General features: G+C 44.8%; 14 protein-coding genes and 1 pseudogene. 1 reads left to right on the top strand and 14 read right to left on the bottom strand.

Features of this window, described 5'->3' with window-relative positions:
* Nucleotides 1-40: 40 nt before the first annotated feature.
* From Q7J41_RS06165 to Q7J41_RS06140, 6 genes are all read right to left on the bottom strand, one after another.
* Nucleotides 41-670 carry a response regulator transcription factor gene (locus tag Q7J41_RS06165; protein WP_304886262.1) on the bottom strand — a complete coding sequence of 210 codons (630 nt, stop codon included), beginning with the start codon at nt 668-670 and terminating at the stop codon, nt 41-43.
* The gene (locus Q7J41_RS06160; RefSeq protein WP_304886260.1) at nt 667-1,824 is read right to left on the bottom strand and encodes a sensor histidine kinase; all 1,158 of its coding nucleotides are present in this window, start codon (nt 1,822-1,824) and stop codon (nt 667-669) included. The genes Q7J41_RS06165 and Q7J41_RS06160 overlap by 4 nt, the downstream gene beginning before the upstream one ends.
* Before the next feature lie 74 nt (nt 1,825-1,898).
* The gene (locus tag Q7J41_RS06155; RefSeq protein ID WP_304886258.1) at nt 1,899-3,158 is read right to left on the bottom strand and encodes an ABC transporter permease; all 1,260 of its coding nucleotides are present in this window, start codon (nt 3,156-3,158) and stop codon (nt 1,899-1,901) included.
* 1 nt (nt 3,159) lies between these two features.
* Complete coding sequence (locus Q7J41_RS06150) at nt 3,160-4,272, bottom strand: ABC transporter permease (protein WP_304886256.1); 1,113 nt, start codon at nt 4,270-4,272, stop codon at nt 3,160-3,162.
* A gap of 1 nt (nt 4,273) precedes the next feature.
* Complete coding sequence (locus tag Q7J41_RS06145; RefSeq protein ID WP_304886254.1) at nt 4,274-5,047, bottom strand: ABC transporter ATP-binding protein; 774 nt, start codon at nt 5,045-5,047, stop codon at nt 4,274-4,276.
* A gap of 211 nt (nt 5,048-5,258) precedes the next feature.
* A complete protein-coding gene (locus tag Q7J41_RS06140; protein WP_304886252.1) occupies nt 5,259-6,050 on the bottom strand; it encodes an amidohydrolase family protein in 792 nt (263 codons plus the stop codon).
* 139 nt (nt 6,051-6,189) lie between these two features.
* On the opposite strand from Q7J41_RS06140, the gene Q7J41_RS06135 reads away from it, so the two are divergent.
* Nucleotides 6,190-6,522, top strand: coding sequence for a helix-turn-helix domain-containing protein (locus tag Q7J41_RS06135; RefSeq protein WP_304886250.1), 333 nt, complete (start codon nt 6,190-6,192; stop codon nt 6,520-6,522).
* Nucleotides 6,523-6,574: 52 nt separating this feature from the next.
* On the opposite strand, the gene Q7J41_RS06130 is transcribed toward Q7J41_RS06135, so the two are convergent.
* From Q7J41_RS06130 to Q7J41_RS06095, 8 genes and pseudogenes are all read right to left on the bottom strand, one after another.
* Entirely contained in the window at nt 6,575-7,351 is a 777-nt protein-coding gene (locus Q7J41_RS06130; RefSeq protein ID WP_304886249.1) for an ABC transporter permease, read from the bottom strand.
* Complete coding sequence (locus tag Q7J41_RS06125; RefSeq protein WP_304886247.1) at nt 7,351-8,211, bottom strand: ABC transporter ATP-binding protein; 861 nt, start codon at nt 8,209-8,211, stop codon at nt 7,351-7,353. The genes Q7J41_RS06130 and Q7J41_RS06125 overlap by 1 nt, the downstream gene beginning before the upstream one ends.
* Nucleotides 8,212-8,373: 162 nt before the next feature.
* Nucleotides 8,374-9,036, bottom strand: coding sequence for a chloramphenicol acetyltransferase (locus Q7J41_RS06120; protein ID WP_304886244.1), 663 nt, complete (start codon nt 9,034-9,036; stop codon nt 8,374-8,376).
* 51 nt (nt 9,037-9,087) lie between these two features.
* On the bottom strand, nt 9,088-9,690 hold the full coding sequence (locus tag Q7J41_RS06115; RefSeq protein ID WP_304886242.1) for a helix-turn-helix domain-containing protein: 603 nt from the start codon (nt 9,688-9,690) through the stop codon (nt 9,088-9,090).
* Between the two features lie 220 nt (nt 9,691-9,910).
* Nucleotides 9,911-13,999, bottom strand: a complete 4,089-nt coding sequence (locus tag Q7J41_RS06110; RefSeq protein WP_304886239.1) for a PEP/pyruvate-binding domain-containing protein — start codon at nt 13,997-13,999, stop codon at nt 9,911-9,913.
* Between the two features lie 595 nt (nt 14,000-14,594).
* Nucleotides 14,595-15,311: pseudogene (locus Q7J41_RS06105) on the bottom strand (amino acid ABC transporter ATP-binding protein); the annotation flags it as partial.
* The gene (locus tag Q7J41_RS06100) at nt 15,308-17,599 is read right to left on the bottom strand and encodes an ABC transporter permease subunit (RefSeq protein WP_304886235.1); all 2,292 of its coding nucleotides are present in this window, start codon (nt 17,597-17,599) and stop codon (nt 15,308-15,310) included. The gene Q7J41_RS06100 and the pseudogene Q7J41_RS06105, both read right to left, overlap by 4 nt.
* Nucleotides 17,589-18,377, bottom strand: coding sequence for a transporter substrate-binding domain-containing protein (locus Q7J41_RS06095; RefSeq protein ID WP_304886233.1), 789 nt, complete (start codon nt 18,375-18,377; stop codon nt 17,589-17,591). Before Q7J41_RS06095 ends, Q7J41_RS06100 begins: the two co-directional genes overlap by 11 nt.
* Nucleotides 18,378-18,443: the final 66 nt, after the last annotated feature.

Here is an 18,443-nt window from a genome sequence, read left to right as displayed (position 1 = left end):
TGAAAACTTGAATGGCGTTTTTTTATTTCCCCGTTCTTGCTTATCGTCTGCCGGTCAAATAATAAATGGCCATTTGGGTTCGATGAGACAGATTGCCCTTGTCCAGGATCACACTGATATAATTTTTAACGGTTCCTTCACTCAAAAAGAGTTTTTCGGCAATTTCCTTATTCGATAAGCCATCGGCTACCGCTTCGATAATCCCCAGTTCTCTGGCCGTAAACAAACTGCCGTCAAAACCAGTGCTGCATTTGGTTTCCGGTTCGGTAAATTTATCAAGCACCTGACTGTCGAGAAAATGAACCCCATGATAGACGGATTTGATGCTCTGTTTTAATTGTTCCGGGGTATGATTTTTGATCAGGTATCCGTCGGCGCCATTTTTCATGGCCTTTTCGACCAGCTCGCGGTCATCAAAGGTGGTCAGGATCAGCACCTTTCCCAGACCTTGGGCAACAATCTCTTTGGTCGCAGCAATGCCGTCCATCTCCGGCATCTGGATATCCATCAAAAAAACATCCGGTTTTTCCTTCATCGCAAATTCCAGAGCTTCTCTGCCATTTTTAGCACAGCCGACAACGTGAAACTCGTCATCGACCCCCAAGATGATGCCCATTCCATCCCGCACAAAATCAGAGTCATCAACAATGATTACCTTTATTTTATTCATATCAGTCCCCTTTCCTCATACGATACTAACGGAAAAATCATATTGATCCGAAATCCGTTTTGACCATCAATATCAATTAGTCCATTTACTTTCCGGGTGCGGTCTTTCATTCCCTGAATCCCCATTCCGACCACGATGGTTTCACAACTTGTGCCGTTATTATAAATGCTACAGCGGACGATTTTGTTCATCACTACCAATTCGATGGCCAGTCTGGAGCATTCGGCATATTTAAGGGCATTGGAAACCGCTTCAATGGCATTATCCAGGATCACTTCCCAAATGTGATCGGGGATCTCTTTATCTTTACCTTCCAGCAGCATCGTCGCTTGAATGCCGTATTTTTCCCGACATTCTTGACATAATCCATGAAGCTGCAGCAGCGCCGCCTTTTTTCGCTCCGGTTTTTCCTTGCGTAAGATAAAACGGATTTCATCCATGCTTTCTCTTAAGGTATCGATAACGGCCTGAATGATCCGGCTGCTTTCTTCCGGTTTATTTTGAATCAGTACCTTACTGGCTTCCAGTTGATAAACGGAACCGTTAATGCTATGCCCCAGTTTATCGTGGAGCGCCTGGTAGATTTGGGCTCGTTCTGTAAGCATTTGATTTTTATAGTGCAGGCTGTTCTGTTCCAGTTTCTTTTTAAACTGCAGGTCTTTGTCCGAAATGGAATCCTTTAACTTAAACTCTTCCTGCTCATAGTTTTCAAGCTTATCTTGATACCGCTTAATCATCACATGATTCTGAAAATAAATAGCACTGACAAAGATACAAAAAATCATATAAATGGCAAAATCCGGAGGACTCAAAAAGACACCGGCAAAGGCCATCAAACCAACGACGAGGGGCAATTTAAAATAAACCACCATATCCAGTACCACCACCGGAATTAAATAAAATCCGACGCTGCTTTCCCCAAATAAAACAAAAATCAATATCGCCAGGATTATTTCAACAACCAAGCAGCCGATTTTTTCTTTGTCCAGCAACTCATAAAGTGTCGATACCGCCAGAAATAATCCCAGCAAAAAACACTCCAGGCTGATTTCCTGGAGCGATTTTTCGCTGTCAACAATCACATATGCCAGCATGACCGTCAGACAACAAAATTTCATAATAGAAAAGTAGTTTTCCTTCATCTTTTCAACCATCTGTCTGACTTCCCATCCCCGTTTATTTTATGAACATTCTATCACATTTTCGATTTTCACTTCAATGCAATTGTTTAATAATCCTTTTTCCCCACCATCACACCAATGGAGGTGCCAGCCATCAGGATCAGCAGGTAACAGCCGACAATTAGCCCGTACATTGCATAAACCCCGGTTTCGCCAGTCATCAACATTTCTGAAGCGACGATCACCCATCGCTGGGGAATCAACAGCGACGCTTTTATCCACCACTGGGCAGCACTGGTAATCGGAAAGTACAGGCCGGCCATAATGTTGGAGACAATCCAGATGGCAAAGACGGTGTAGGTCGCATTCATGGTATTGCTCACCAGCGTGCCAATAACAACCGAAAGGGTACTGATGCATAAGCCCAGGCCGAAAACCAGGAACAAATAGCTGGGATAAGTGATCCCAAAATCAGTACTCACCATGATCGGTGTTACCAAGGCCAAAATACCAGTCTGTATCGCAACGGTCAGCAAGATCATGGCCATTTTGGCTACGACATAATTGAGAATACTGGCTTTTGACAAAAATATCCGGTTATAGACCTTGTTGTTTTTTTCCTTAATGATGATGTCAGAAATAAAGATTCCGCAGAACAGAAAACCCATTGTCAGCGCCGCAATTGAATAACCGATGCGGGTGCTTTGGTGGTTCTGCTGACTGGTTAATGTCAGGCTATTGCCGACCTCCACCGCCTCAATTTTTTTGTTGAGCCGACTTTCTTTCAGTTCACTAAGCATCGCAGCCAGTGCTGTTTTATCATAATTCGTGCTGTCGGCGGCTTGCATCATAAAGCTGATGTAAGTATTGACCTGGCTGGCCAGCAAGTCATTTCGTCCATCCTCGGTAATCTCCATGATCGACAAATTCCCGCTGCCACCGGATAAGATGTCGGTCTCAAAATTCTCAGGAATATAGACCACTGCGCCAATATTGCTCTTCCCGGCACTGTCGATACTGGCTGCTCTGGCAGTGGCCAAATCAACTACTTCCTGGTTATAACGAAAGATTCGAAAAATTCCTGAACCCGCCAGTTCCTGAGCCAGATCGTCGGATAATTCAGTGTTGCTGTTGTCATAGATTTTGACCAAGAGCTTGGTGTTTTCAATACTGGTAATATTGTCATCCCGGTCTTCAATATTTTGAACAACATAAGAGGTGTCATCCTTCATTGTCACGGTTTCGTCTAATTGCAAAGATAATAGACCGGCTGATAGAATCGGTAGTAGTATCACCAGACACAGATAACCCTTGTTCCGAAACAGTAACTTCAGGTTTGTTTTTGCCATCGTAAAGAAGCCGTTCATTTTATTCCTCCACTTTCCGGTTCATCAGCATGCTGCCTAGTATCCCAAACACCAAAATCAGGCCAATTAGATAAATCAGACAGGTTCCGGCGTAATCACTGTATCCTTTGGTGGAAAACTCCACCAGTGTCCGATTAACATAATAAATCGGTGATGCTTTCATCAGCATGAGCGGGAAATCTTCATAGAAGTACGGATCAAAGGAACCGCCGAAAAATCCCAATACCCAGGTCAATGCAAAACCCACGACCACGCTGACAACCACTTTACTAAAGAGCTGATAAAGAAAAACGCCGATCGCAGCCGCTACCATGGTGGCAAGCAAAATGATTCCGACTGAAGCCGGAAGCTGCCCCCAATGGACGTTAAAGAGTAGGGCTGAGATTGTCCAGGCTAAACCCATTTCAATAAAGGTTACCAGAAAACAGGGTACAAATTTTGCCAGATAAAACTGCGTCTTGGTCATCTGTGACACCCGCATTCGCTGGGGAATGGCATTTTTACGCTCACTGGAGATAACCGCCGCCAATGGCATCATCCCGCAAAAGCTCCAGAAGACAATATAGATAATGCCATAATAATCGGTGGATGTGGGCATTGGTTCCACTTCCAATACCTCCCGGGTTGCTGTTTTACGATCCGGTTCCAGCAATTTTAGATCAATAATTCCCTGCTCCATCTGGGCTTTTACCAGGGCGGTGTTGGCGTCCACTTGATAAAAGAAACTGTCAAAAATGCTCTCTGTGATCAATGCTTCGGCCTTTTTTTCGCTTGACTGATACAGGATATAATCATCATCCTGGATGTCTACAAAGGCAGTGACGGTTCCATTTTTAATCAGCTTTTCAATCTCACCTTCCGGATATTCGATGAGGGTTACATCGTTCTCGGCACTTGCTTTTTTCAGTTCCGATAAATACGTCTGATAAGGGCTGTCCGCCGTGATTCGGTAGCCCACCGTAAACGGATCGATTTCCCGGGCCGACGCCATCATGTCCTTAAAAGCACTGGACAACAGGGCGATAACAATGATCGGCATAACGACCATCATCAACAGAAAAGCCTTACTCCGAAACATCAGTTTCATGTTGTTTTTGATCAATATCAGTGGCATCTTACAGTTCTCCCTCGGCATAATCGCGGAGTTTCTTGCCAGTTAAGGTCAAAAAAACTTCTTCCAGGCTCATTGTCGAGTCAATTTCCGCCGTGACCAGTTCGGTCAGTTCTTTTTTTGTTCCCATGGCAATAATCTTGCCATTATCCATGATCGCAATCCGGGAACAGATCGCTTCAATTTCTTCCATATAATGGCTGGTATAAATAATGGTGGCACCCTGCTCATTGGCAACTTTTATTTTTTCCAGAATAAAGTTTCGGGATTGGGGATCAATCCCCACCGTGGGTTCATCAAAAATCAACAGCTCAGGATGATGCCCGATGGCACAGGCAATGTTCAACCGGCGTTTCATGCCGCCGGAAAAATTTTTACAAAAGACATTGCGTTTATCCTTTAATCCAACAAACTCCAAAGAATCATCGATTGCTTTTTTCAGTTCCTTGCCCTTTATTCCGTAAAGCGAGGTAAACAGCTCGACATTTTCCCAAGCTTTCAAATTACCATGAATGGCCAGCTCCTGGGGAATGTAACCAAGTCTGGCTTTGGCCTCCTTCATATCGGTTTGGACATCTTTGCCAAACAGCCTGATCTTACCGGCGGTTGGCTTCACTAGCGAACAGATCATGTTCATGGTGGTACTTTTACCGGCGCCGTTAGGCCCCAAAAGTCCAAAAATCTCCCCCTGACGGATTTCCAGTGAAACATGATCGACGACAACTTTGCCATCATATTTTTTTGTCAAGCCTTCCAGTTTTACAATTGCAGTTTCCATTATTAACGTCCTTTCTTTATCACACTTTTTAATCTACTCTACTCATAAATCCGCTATCACGGATTGTCTATCCTTAAGATATCATTTTGATTGTTTTTAACACAGTGCAAAAAGAAATAAAAGGCTATGACTTTCGTCATAACCTCGTTTTTTACCCGCTCCGATTTCAATAGTCGACAGGGTGCAACACGAATCGAAGTAACGTTGATGGTTATTTTATATCAAGCAACCTCATTATATTTCCACCCAAAACAGCCGCTGCAATCGCGGGTGTTTTCGCTACCTTTAAGATCGCTTCTTGTGATAATGCCAGATCTCCAAAGGGTCGATCCACCCCAAAGATGCACTTTTCCGGCAACTCATTGATAACAATCCCCAGAACAAAGGTGGAGTAGTAGGCCGATGTGTCCAGGTATAAATTCGGTAGTTCCTTGACCAAATCCATGGTTTCCAGCCAGTTGCACCCACCTAAATGCCCTAGAATAATGGGGCTGCGTGGGTATTGCCTGGCATACTCTGAAATCTCTCTGATGTCCTGTAATGCCAATGGGAAAAAAGCATGAATCCAGATGGGCAGATTCCCAAACTCACTTGATGCTTTAAAGATATTTTCCAGAAGCTGAACCTGACCCGCGCCGGGGGTGAATTCGCCCATCCCCCTTAACTGGTTTCTTTTGATATTTCTTTCCACATACGCCATTGTGGTGTCATAATCCAATCCTGGCGGCACCGCTCCAAACCCCATATAGCGGGTGGGATACTGATTAATCACTGCCATCAATTCAGCAATTGATTGTTCTCTTACCTCAGTCATGGAGCCCTTTTTCCCCGCCAGCAAATCTCCCAGATACGCCATGGCCACTTTTACTTCCTGGGCATTTTCAGCCATTTCCGGATGAAATGATGTTGAAAACAGAATTGTTTTATCAATTCCGGCTGCATCCATATCTTTTATATGCATTTCAACCGGTAAGGTCACATGGGAATGTCCATCAATAATCATTATTACGTTCCTCTTCTTTCTTTTACTCAAATATACTTATTAGATTGAGTTCTTCTCTCTCTTTTATTATAATGAGTTTAGTAAATAAAAATAGTATGCACTTTTATGTAACATACTAACGAAAAGGAAAGTGTTGACGATGCCAAAAGAAATCTGTTTTGTTACCAATAGAGAACCCTTTGAATATACTTTGTCGATTGTCAGTGGAAAATGGAAATTGAAAATTATTTATCTGCTTTCCTGCATGGGAACCGTCCGGTATGGTATTTTAAAAAAGAACATCGATGGGATCACCCATAAAATGCTAAGTTCCCAACTAAAAGAACTGGAAAATGAAACCATCATTTTGCGAAAAGAATACCCTCAGGTGCCCCCCAAGGTGGAATACTCCCTTACCGAAAAAGGTGAAAGTCTGATCCCCCTGGTTGTTGCCATGTGCGATTGGGGGCGAAATCATCGGAGCACAAATTAAGATAGGTCTTACTCTATCCACATAATAAGCGCCGGAACCGATTAGGCTTTTTTTATTCTCCGTAATTATACTCATCTTGACTTTTAAAGGTAAAATAGGCGATTGTCATCATCATAATAACTGCACTGGTGAATCCAGTAATGGCGATCATCCAACTTTCGGTATTTTGGGGTTTTGAAAGTGTCTCCATCATAATCCCAGGAGAAATTAAACTGATCTTATCAATGACTTCTTCCGAAAGATTTAGTGCATTCCCTATTCCACTCGCAATCATTTCAAAAAAACGTGGCATCAGAACTAATCCACTCGCCATACTCCAGATCATCGCCGCCTTAGAAGAACGTGCCAATACCGATATCATAATGCCCATTGATGCAAATACCATAATGTATCCCCATAACGGGAGGAAATATTTAGCCACTGTTAACGCAACGCCCATGTCACTTAACAGACCAATAACCACGGTAATTGGGGCAAGATATACAAATGACAATAATAAAGAATTGACTACCATCGTGATCAGTTTTGCACTAAAAACCTGACCTTTTGTGACGCCTGAACACAAGATACAGTCTAAAACATTATGCTCCCGGTCCGCCGAGATTAAATCAAAGTATACCGACATTACTGCCCACGCTCCAAAAATGATTTGCGCCAGGAACACTGCCATAAATTCAACGTGATTGGTCTCCACCAGCTCATGGTATCCATTGGTGGTAAAAAAGAAAAATACGGTGATGGCTGCCAGTACTATCCAAATAACAAACGTCCTCAAACTCAATGTGCGTTTGATATCACGGCGAGTCAATAAAAAAATTGTATGATTCATCACGATACCTCCTCTTCTCCCAGATGCAGCTGTTCACGTATGACATTTTTGACTTTGGAGAGCGATACTTCAAATACATCAACGGAATGGAAGGTGAGTATTTTAATCAATTCTGCTACCCCTTTTTTATCTGTTTTTACATGGACTGTCATGCGATCTTCACTCGCATTCAACACATACTGAGCTGTCAAACTTTGAAACACCTCATCTTCAATGGGACTGGTCTTTATAATATAACAACTTTCCAGTTCCTGATTATAGATCAGCTTTCCGTTTTCCATAATGGTGATATTGGTACAAACCGTGTCCATATCCTGCAGAATATGTGAAGAAATAACGATGCTCTTGCCGCAGTCATGAATTTCTTTTATGAGCTTACCCATTTCATAGGTGGCACTTGGATCTAGTCCTGCCGTTGGCTCATCTAAAATATATAAGTCGGGATCCCCAATCATAGCAATCACCATTTGTAATTTCTTTTGTTGCCCCGGTGAAAGATGCTTTACCTTTTTGGCCGTATCCAAGCCAATCTTTTCACAGAGCCGAAGTCCTTCGCCGGCTTCTGTTTTTCTAAGTGCCGAAAAAAACGAAACAGTAGCTGCAACAGTTTGCCCATCATCAAATCGACAGCTTTGTGGCATGTAACCAAGATATGACGTTTCTGTGTGAAGTGAAATGCGCCCATCCGTCGGTTTCATCAACCCAGTGATCAAACGTAGTAGCGTTGTTTTCCCTGCGCCGTTTTGACCAACCAAGCCGTATACGGCACCTTTTTCAATTGTAAAATTAACATTACTGAGAACTTTTGTTTTTCCAAAATCCTTTCTTATATGTTCTAAACATAAAACATGTGTACCCAATGGATTACCTCCTTTTATGAAGCATAAATTAGCTTCTTAAAAGGCAGTCGTAACTCAGACGAAAATCACTCTTTTTTAATCATATGATTTTTAGGTGATTTCACATTATCTTGTGAAAACTTTCATGTGTTTCATAATAAAAAGATCAGGTTATGACTTTCGTCATAACCTGATCCATTGGTCGGGATGATTCATACTCTCCTGAAATTTTTCTAAAAATAAGCCCACATGATAGCCATCAGCAACGGCGTGGTGAACGGTGATCGAAAAGGGCATCATTTTTCGGCCGTTTTTTTCAAAAAACCTGCCCGCCTGCAAGATCGGAAAATAATAATCCGCTTTGCTATAAGGTATCGGTGAGTAACTGGTAAACTGTGTCCACGGCAGCATCCCAACCATAAAACTATTGGGCGGTGGCAGCTCCGGTTTTGCCAGAATCCCGTGGTTTTCGGAATAGTGTTCCTGATCATTCAGGTAGTTCTGATAAAAGCTTTCAAAATCCGGGGCATACTCTGTCCACAGATGTGACATGGTTTTATCGTCCTCGTGAAAACAGGCATAAGATGGGTGCAAGACCTCGTAATAACCCAATTTATCCTCTGTTCTTGCGACTCGAAATTCCGGCTGCTCGGTTATCAGTTTTGCGGCCAGATAGAGATAGGCCGGAAAAAACTTTTTACCTGCTGCTTTAGTCTTTTGATAGGTCTCGGTAATGTCGATCTCCACATTCAGGTTAAAGCCGGTGGGCAGCATTTCGGTAAAATAATAAAAGTATTGTCTCCGCTCCCAGCTATCAAAGTCTATGGAATGTAATTGCGTGTTCATTTTTTAGCTCTTCCTTATCTCTGAATTTCTTTATCTTAGTACTTATTTTTCTTACAGTACCCAAAGACCATCTTTGCTGCAATAATAGTACAGTTTGCTGCCAAACTTTTTGCCCAGCTTGCCGCCGCTCATTTTAGGCAGACGCACTGCTGCGGTTTGCTCGGGATACAGCCGGATAAACAAGGACCGATCAGTCGACACATAGGCCACAAAGGCAATAGAATGAGCCTTAGTCATTTCGTGATCAAAGGTGATATAATATTCGCCATCATCATCCTGGATAGTTGCCATGTGTTTTTCATCTGCTGGTTTTGCCACCAGTGGGGCCAGTTTGCGACCACAGCAGGAAAGCTCCGCATCCCCAGTCGTGCTGATCACATTGCCGCAGTTGGGACAAACATAAAATTTTATTCGTTTCAAATTTCCAGTTTCCATATCATTCAGTTCCAGATCTCCTAAAAGTATTTTTTCAATATTCACCTCAAATAGTTCCGACAGCTCTCCCAGTAGAGATACATCTGGGCAACCCAGGCCGCGCTCCCATTTGGAGATGGTTTTATCACTGATGTGCATCTGATCGGCAACCTGTTTTTGAGTCATCGCCTTTTCTTTTCGTAACGCCTTCAGTAATACGCCTACCTTATTACAATCCAATTATCTTACCTCCATATGAACTATAGTAACGGATCGATGGAAATTATTCAATCAACGCTCCGTAGAGTTTCGGCAGTTTCTGCTGTCACGATCAAACCCGCTGCCGTTAAAAGAACTCGCAATTATTTCTATTGATCGTTTTCGATATAACGATAACTATCGCACTAAATCGTATTCGTTTTCGTTATACCGTAATCTATTCTTAAACTAACTCCCATCCCTAGATCTCACCAATCTCATAATTCCCTTTATAAATATTCCCCAGCCCACCGTCGATGGAGATGGGATCGCCGGATTTAAAACGATGGCCATTGATGGTGCATTCTTTGGTTGAATCATTCACTACCAGACCCTTACATTTAACGATACAAACCTTGCCGACGCTGGCGGCTGCCACTGCGGCGTGGGAGGTGACCCCGCCCTTGGCCGTAATCAGGCCATCGCAGACAAAGATCAGGGGAATATCATCCGGCACGGTATCCGGCCGGACCAAAATAATTTTAGCCTCGGGACAGTTTCGTTTTAAACCCTCCATATCCGCCATATCAAAGGCCAACAGTCCTGAGAGCACAGCGCTGCTCATGCCGATGCCATGACCGACCAGTTCCATTTCATGGGGTGCCGGCAGAAAGCTGGCAAAAGAGGTCTGTTTTTTCAGGTTCTGATTCCGGGTCTGAAGAATATATAAATCTTCCGGATTGTCGGATTCAAAGGTAAATTCAATTTCCTGGTGGACAAAACCATATTCTTCGATCAGTCGTGCCGCATAACGGATCAAAGCCTGATAGATTTTGGGAAAGCCGGATTCCAGCGACAAACTGCTATCGCGATAATCCCGTTTTCTTTGTGACTCACTAATCGGCAGGGTATTGACCAGTCCGGAAACTACATCTTCGCCCTGACTGCAGAGGGCAAAATCACCATAGAGATTAATCCCGGCGCACCCATTAAAGGGGCTGCTGGTAAAAATAACCCCGGTGCCGGAGCGGGCTGAACGGTTCCCCAGCACCATTTTCTGGACCACCACGGCGGTGCCCCAGTCCTCGGCAATCTGCAGATGGTCGCGATAGTAAACCGCACTTTCGGAGAACCATGAGTCCAAAACAGAGCGAATGGCCTGCTTCAGTTGTTGAAAGGGATCCATTTCGATTTCGATGCCGTAGTCATTTAAGACCATTTTGTAGCTGCAGGCGATGGTTTTCATCTGATCGGGGCTAAAGTTTATTTTCAGATCCACATCCCATTGTTGTTTATATTCCAGCATCACCCGGTCAAAAACATCCCGATCAATGCCGTAAGCCATCCCCCAACTCTGGAGAAAGCGCCGGTAACAATCCCAGGCGGTCCAACCGTAACCCTCCCGCTTACTGTAAGCTTCGGCGATTTCGTCATTCATCCCAACGTTTAAAAATGTTTTCATCGCGCCCGGCAGAGAAATCGACGAGCCCGAGCGGATCGAGAAAAATAGCGGATTGTCTGCTTTTCCGTAATACTGACCGGTAATTGCTTCAATGAATGCAATATGCTTTTCAATCAGCAAATCCATGTCCCGCATCATATCCGGGTGGCCTTCGATGGTTTCCTTATGTCTGAATACTTCAGTGGTGATCACAAATCCTGGTGGTACATGAAATCCGTAGGTGATCAGTTTCTTCAGAAAATAAGCCTTAGCCCCCAAAAATACCGGGTTATCGATTTCAGCGGTGTTTTCAGTCAGCAGGCTGAAAGTAATATCCGGGTCATAGGTCATCATGCTTTCAATAAAGCTGCTGGAATAATTTTTCATCATGCTGCGCAGCCCACTGATGGTATCGGTGATAAAGTTATCCAGATCTTGAACTAGAAAGGCAGTGGACAGGTTGTCCCTCAGGAATTTTTCAGATTCCATATGATAGAATTTGCGACTGTCCCCGGCCATTTCGACCTGCTTTGAAGCGAGAACCTGCGGAATAATGACCTTCATCGGGACCTCGAAAAGATCAAAAAAGTATTCGCTGATAATCTGTTTGATATCGTTGGCCATAAACTGAAAAATGTTGATGTACTGGTGGATCGAAAAGCTGGGCGAAGCCAGCCCAAATTTAAGCATATCCAGATGAGAGTTGAGCCCCTGATTGTAAATGCCGTCCAGCTCCAGTCCATCCTTAAAAAGCAGCAAGATATGATAAATCTGCCTGAAGGTTTTGGCCGTAATGTACTCCGCATTAAAGGGCTGGGTGACCTGGGTCATCAGCTTGGCCACGGTCCGTTCCAGTCGGTACATCAAACCCAGGGCATCAAACTTGGGTTCCACATATTCGCCGTACATGGAGGGAATATCTGCCGCAATGTGCCGCTTGTAATAAATGTTTTCGGTGGCTTCACTGGGTTGAGGATCCAGAATAATGGCTTTAAGATGGTTCATGTGCTGATAAATCTGGCGAATTGCTGCTTCCTTATCGTCATTTTTCAGACTTCGTTTCAGTTCGCTCAAATCCCCGGTCAGGCTGGGACTGTAACCTCTGAGCATCGCCAGGACATCGTCAAATTCAAACGAGTACTTTTCCAATAGCAGAAAATAAGCCCTGAAAATATAAATGATCCGTTTGATATCCAGCGCTTGATCAGGCCCAAAACTGTGCAACACCTCCCGGATCACATCAATGTCCAGACGGAGCAACCCGGCCGGGAGTGTTTGTAATGCTTCGCAAAGTCGGATCATCGTTTCGTGGGGCCGGGTAAACCATTTACTATCCTGATCGAGACCTTCATAGATTTCCTGAGGGATCATCTCTTTTAGCGGATCTTTGTTGCCATCATACCAGTAAGTGATGATTTTTCGGGCCAGCTCGATATGGGTATTGTTGCTTTCGATATGTATCTGTTTGCGCATGAAATGGATCAGCCGATCCTTGCGCCGGGAGGCCTCATCGATAGCGGTTGTCACATCCCGAAGCTCACCTTCCGCCCCGATTTCCCGAAAATAGACCGGAAAGATTCGCGCCAGCTGTTTAATTTCCCGGTAAACCGGCGTGATCTCACCGTTAAGCAGTTTGGTGATATCCCGCTGAAAGAGATCAGTGTCGGAAATAAAGATTCCGCCCAGCTTGAGGTTGACAATCAGAGCGGCTAACAGTTCGCGCATGGCTCGGGGATTTTCTTCAATTAGTTCCAGCCATACCCGGATATTTTTAACGTGGTTGGAATCGATCAGAATCTGCCAGTCGACATTGAGACTTAATTTCCCCGGATAGTTAAAGCCCAGATTGATCAACGCTTTGGTGAAATAGTCAATATTGGCGGCATCCCCGGTGGCAATGATTTCTTTGCCGAGGGTAAGTATGCAATCCAGCACGGTGCCCCCATGCTCCACATTAAGTTCCTGAAACTCTGCCATAATGGTGTTGAGAAATTCCGTGATATCCTGGGAATCCAGTTCATCAAAGATATTGCGCAGATTCCGGTTGATATCGTAGATCAGATGGTCGTTGAGGGTTGCCATTCCGGGCAAATGCAACAGATAATATAAATAGTAGATGGTTTCCAAATGGGTGGGGAATTTTTCTGAGAAGCTGCGAAAATAATTGGCGATGTCATTGAAAAAGGGCTGCTTCTGCAGTGTACTCCAATCGGTGGCTTGTTGGCGCTCGGCTCTGAGATCTTCAAAATAGGCATGGCCGATGGCCTGGATATCTTCAGTTTTCATATGGGGAAAAAGTTTTTGTCGGGAAGCAAACCATGCATCAGCCTCGGAGGTCTGATCCCAGTAATCAATGCACTGATCCAGCAGGTCTGCGGTGATCGCTTCCAGCGTTTTGGTAAATTCAGGATCCGCTGCCACCTTATTTAAATATATTTTGAAAACGCCGGAGTTTTTGACATAAAGAAGTTGGTGCTCCGCCATGTCCTCTTTGAGAACATCGATGCACAAAAATATTATTACTTTGGGATAGTCGTCTAGATTAGCTAGACGATCGATAAACCGGATCAATACCTGGCTGAGCAGCGCCCGCTGGCTGTCTTTCAATTTGGAACGCAGCACTGACCGGATCATCTCTACCAGTACAGTGAAGGCCTTTTCGGACTCTTCCAGATCATGGTAGAGCCAGATATCGCCAAGACAAATGGTCTGTAGCGACTCAATGACATAGCGATTGTTGCGATACTTATGATTGAGTTCAATTAAAAACTCCTGGGTACGTTTATGGATCCCCCAATACTCTTTTGATAATTCGCCGAACCATTGTTGGATCTCCGGGATTTCGGTATTGGTTTCCCGGGTCTGATTAAGATTGGCCTCTAAAGCCTTGGAAGAAAACACGTTAGCCATTTTATTATCCCCCTGTTTACAATCGATTTGGGTAAATGTCGGCTTTACCTTTTAAGTCGGCTTTACTTTTTAATCAGTATATCATAATCGCCGGATCAAATGAATACGATTTCTTTTCGGTAATCTATTTTATCTATTATCATTCTAAACCGCAAACGCCCCTGAATCAACAAGTTGACCCAGAGGCGTTTGGTATAAGCGTTACTGACCAGCGCGTTTATCAATGGTTCGCTTAAATAATTATCTTCACCGTATTTCGGCCCGCTTCATTGGTAACGGTTAAGGATTTGGCATAAGTATGAATGATCGCTAGGGACAGTTCATTTTCTTCTGCTTTTTCCAGTTCATAGGTGTCGCCGTCAAAACTGGCCTCGATGGTGATCTCACCGCTTAAATCTGAATATTCAACCAAAAGTGCTACGTTGGCCTTGGGAAACTCCCGCAGCAGGATCGCGAGGATCAACTCCTCACAGACCAGTTGGACATTCATAATCTGGCGATCGGTGAACATCTGCTTTTTGAGGAAGGTTTCGATTTTGGCATTGAGTTCATAGAGGTCAAAGCCGCTGCCGGCCGCAGTGTATTCAAAGGCTGAAATTTTGCGGATGAACGCTCGAGTCTTAGCCTTCTGGGGATGATCAAAAATTTCTGCCGGCGATCCGTCTTCATAGATCCCCTTTTCATCCATATAGAACACCCGACTGGAGACATCGCGGGCAAACTTCATCTCATGGGTCACAATCATCATCGTCATCCCGCTTGATGCCAGCTTGCGGATAACCCCCAGTACCTCACTGACCATGGTGGGATCCAGAGCCGAAGTGGGTTCGTCAAACAATACAATCTCTGGCTTCATCGCCAGGGTTCGGGCGATCGCCGCCCGCTGTTTCTGGCCACCGGATAATTCGTCGGGAAAGGCCAGGGCTTTTGATCGAAGCCCGACCATTTCCAGATAGGCAAGCCCTTCATCATAAGCCTGTTGCCGGGGCATCTTCAGTAAATTGACTGGTCCCAGCATCAGGTTTTCAATGATCATCAGATGGGAAAAGAGGTTGAAAGACTGAAATACCATCCCCATTTTCTGTCGCAGACCGGAGACATTGGCATTTTTAGCCAAGATATTCTGGCCATCAATGACGATCTCGCCACTTGTTGGGGTTTCGAGCAAATTGATGCAGCGCAGAAAGGTTGACTTCCCGCAGCCCGATGGCCCGATGATCGAAATCACTTCGCCTTCTTTTATCTCGGTGCTGATATTTTCCAGCACCGGTAATGCTCCAAAGCTTTTGGAGAGACCATTGATCGTGATCATTTTACCACCTCCGTTACGCTCACTTCAGGATCAACAATCCCTTTGATCAGCCGTTTCCGGCGCTTGGGATCGACCTGAACTTCGATTTTTCCCAACACGATAATAAACAGGTAGGTGATCACAAAGTAAATAAAAGCAGTCACAAACAGCGGGAAAAAGGCATCAAAGGTCCGGCTCCTAATAATATCCGTCATCTTGGTCAAATCCTGAATGGCAATATAGCCGACCACCGAGGTCATCTTTACCATGCTGATAAATTCGCCCTTAAAAATCGGCAAAATGTGACGCAGTGCCTGGGGCAAGGTGACCTTGAAAAAGCTGGTTACCCTGGTAAATCCCAGCGCATAGGCCGCCTCTAACTGTCCCTTGTCAGTGGCATCGATGGCAGTACGGAAGATCTCCGCCGAATAGGCGGCAAAATTAATCGAAAAACCCACCACGGCGATGAGGATCGGATGGATATCCACTGAGGCAAACAAAATGTAATACAGGATCATCAGGGTCAACACAATCGGTACCCCCTGAATCAATCGAATATAAACAATCGCCAGCCCGGATACGATCTTTAAGCGGGACTTGCGCATGGCACAGATTACGGCGCCCAGGAAGCTGCCAAAGAATAGCGACAGCATCGAAATGACAATGGTTGTCCAAAGCCCTTCTAAAACCAGTTTATAGCGGTCTTCGACAATAAAGGTTTTGTTATAACTGTCTTGAAGTGAGGCAAAAAAGCCACCCAAAAATGCTCCCTCTGCTGGCGTGCTGCCAGTGTAAGCTTTGTTCTTTACAATGGCCACGGCACTATCTGATTTCAACGGTGTCAGGAATCGGATCGACTCTGCCCGTTCCGGCGTATAGGCCAGGTAGAAGGCCAGATCAATCTTGCCAGAAGTAATGCTGGGGAGAATAGCCGAAAAATCCATGGCATTAAGATCTAATTTCATTCCCAGTTTGGCCGCCAGGGTTCTGGCCAGATCGACTTCCAGTCCTACCAACTCGTTATCTTTATAGTAGGAATAGGGATAATCGTCACCCAGAACCCCGACTACGAGGGTGCCATTTTCGCCCGTCAAGGTAACCGGCGTCAGAACTTTTTCAGCCTCATTGCTGCCCATCCATTTCTCTGTCAAGGTATCCAATGAGCCATCGGCAATCATACTTTTTACCACCGCATCGAGCTTGTCTCCCAGCTCGGCATTGGTTTTGCTGACGCCAATGGAAGACGAATTATCGGCATAAGGGGGTAAGGCTAGTAGGTCAGGATTTTGTTGCGTGATCTCCGCTACTTTAGACGCACTGGTCAGCATCGCATCAATGCGATTCGCTTTCAGGGCTTCCATCATCGCTGAAAAATCGTTGAATTCATATTCCTCAGTATCATAAAGCGGACGAAAATTATCGATATGCACCATACCGGTGATAAAGCCCACCCGTTTCCCGTTGAGCTCGTCATTCGTAACGATGGTCTCGCTGCCAGCTTCAGTGTTACCTGCGTACATACTTTTTCGGATCAATACACTGTTATGCAGTACCACATAGGCGTCACTGTAAAGCACTTCCTGACCCCGTTCATCGGTTTTGAAGAAGTCAGAGATGATGATATCGCCTTTGCCGCTTTGGAGGGCCGGGATCATCGCCGCATAATCCATGGTGATGATTTCATAATCGAAATTGGCGTAATTGGCGAAGCGCTTGATAAACTCAATATCATAGCCGGTAAGCTCGCCATTTTCGTAATAATTCATCGGTTCCGTCATACCATTGGTAATGATTGTCAACTTCTTGTCCGGGTTCTGGGGCTTGGAAATATCCGGCATCACCCCACCAATATTATCAATCCAGCGGGTCACCATTTCGTCGGCGGTGCCATCCTGATGAATCTGTTTGATAAAGGCATTGACCTGGTCATTAAGCGCCGTATTATTCAACCCCACTACGGTGGCGATTTCAATATTGCCCAGTTCTTCGGGTAGCTTAACCAGGTCGGGATTACTGAGCAAAATCCGGTCAACCCCGGAACTGTCATAAATTACCGCTGTGGCTTTGCCGCTTTTAAGGGCCGCCACCCCATCAATAAACTGGGTAAAATAAGAGATCTCGGCATTGGGCATAAACTCCTTGGCCACTTCTTCCGGGGGTGTTCCTTCGGGGACACCGATGATATAGCCGGCCTGGTTCAAGTCGCTGGTGCTGTTTATTTTCGCTTCATCGGCGGCTGAACAACCGCAGATCAATAACATCACCGCAAGACCTGACAGCAGTGCCAGAATTCGTTTCTTACTTGGCATTGTCCACCTCTGCTACTCTGTCTTTTCTGACCACAAACACCTGTGGATTAGGGAAATAGCCCGCTGTAAAAGCAACCTTTTCAGACCGCTCCGGGGTGTTATACATGGCCGCAATTACATCGCTTTTCCCGGACTGCAGGCTGTCAATCATAGCCGAAAAATCCATATCCTGATACTCGGTCTGCATTCCCAACTCAGCGGCAATTCGATCCATCAGCTCCACGTTCATACCGGTCAGCTCACCATCTTTAACAAAACAGCGGGGCTCGGTCAATGATGTTACCGCGACATTAAGTACTGGTCCACTGGTGTTTTGGGGAACATCAACGATTTGATAGTCCGCTCCGGTATCGGGAAACCAATGGGCGATGATCTCGTCCATGGTGCCATCACTCAAAAAGCGGTTCAGTACCGCATTGATTTTCTGATTCAATTCGGTATTCGCTTTATTCAGAGCCATGGCCGTTACCTCATCCGTTAAGGGATCCGGTAAAATAACAACCTTATCATTATTCTTGGTATAGTTTTTAGCCGACGCATAATCCATAATGGCATAGTCAATTTTTCCGGCCATCAGCGCCGCCGACTCATCGACATAATTATTATAACGATTGATTTTTGCATCGGGATACTTATTCGGCGCCATAATCTCACTGACCGTCCCGATCATGGTTCCTATTTTAGCCGTTTCAACTGGGGGCAGGGTGGCTGCCGTCTGGCTACACCCGGTCAGAAATAGGGTAATAAGTATGCATGTGCTTATTAGAACTCTTTTCATTAATTTCCTCCCTTTTGTTTACTGGTTAAATCCTTATTTAAAAATCCAATCGTATTTCACGCTCAT

The sequence above is a fragment of the Acetobacterium sp. genome, from assembly GCF_030652775.1.
Lineage (GTDB): Bacteria > Bacillota > Clostridia > Eubacteriales > Eubacteriaceae > Acetobacterium.
This window is presented reverse-complemented; position numbering and strand designations above follow the sequence as displayed.

What these genes read in the sequence shown, in the direction of transcription:
- Q7J41_RS06165 (WP_304886262.1), bottom strand. Translation starts at nt 670, where the DNA reads ATGAATAAAATAAAGGTAATCATTGTTGATGACTCTGATTTTGTGCGG.
- Q7J41_RS06095 (WP_304886233.1), bottom strand. Translation starts at nt 18,377, where the DNA reads ATGAAAAGAGTTCTAATAAGCACATGCATACTTATTACCCTATTTCTG.
- Q7J41_RS06100 (WP_304886235.1), bottom strand. Translation starts at nt 17,599, where the DNA reads ATGCCAAGTAAGAAACGAATTCTGGCACTGCTGTCAGGTCTTGCGGTG.
- Q7J41_RS06110 (WP_304886239.1), bottom strand. Translation starts at nt 13,999, where the DNA reads ATGGCTAACGTGTTTTCTTCCAAGGCTTTAGAGGCCAATCTTAATCAG.
- Q7J41_RS06150 (WP_304886256.1), bottom strand. Translation starts at nt 4,272, where the DNA reads ATGCCACTGATATTGATCAAAAACAACATGAAACTGATGTTTCGGAGT.
- Q7J41_RS06145 (WP_304886254.1), bottom strand. Translation starts at nt 5,047, where the DNA reads ATGGAAACTGCAATTGTAAAACTGGAAGGCTTGACAAAAAAATATGAT.
- Q7J41_RS06140 (WP_304886252.1), bottom strand. Translation starts at nt 6,050, where the DNA reads ATGATTATTGATGGACATTCCCATGTGACCTTACCGGTTGAAATGCAT.
- Q7J41_RS06135 (WP_304886250.1), top strand. Translation starts at nt 6,190, where the DNA reads ATGCCAAAAGAAATCTGTTTTGTTACCAATAGAGAACCCTTTGAATAT.
- Q7J41_RS06155 (WP_304886258.1), bottom strand. Translation starts at nt 3,158, where the DNA reads ATGAACGGCTTCTTTACGATGGCAAAAACAAACCTGAAGTTACTGTTT.
- Q7J41_RS06160 (WP_304886260.1), bottom strand. Translation starts at nt 1,824, where the DNA reads ATGGTTGAAAAGATGAAGGAAAACTACTTTTCTATTATGAAATTTTGT.
- Q7J41_RS06120 (WP_304886244.1), bottom strand. Translation starts at nt 9,036, where the DNA reads ATGAACACGCAATTACATTCCATAGACTTTGATAGCTGGGAGCGGAGA.
- Q7J41_RS06130 (WP_304886249.1), bottom strand. Translation starts at nt 7,351, where the DNA reads ATGAATCATACAATTTTTTTATTGACTCGCCGTGATATCAAACGCACA.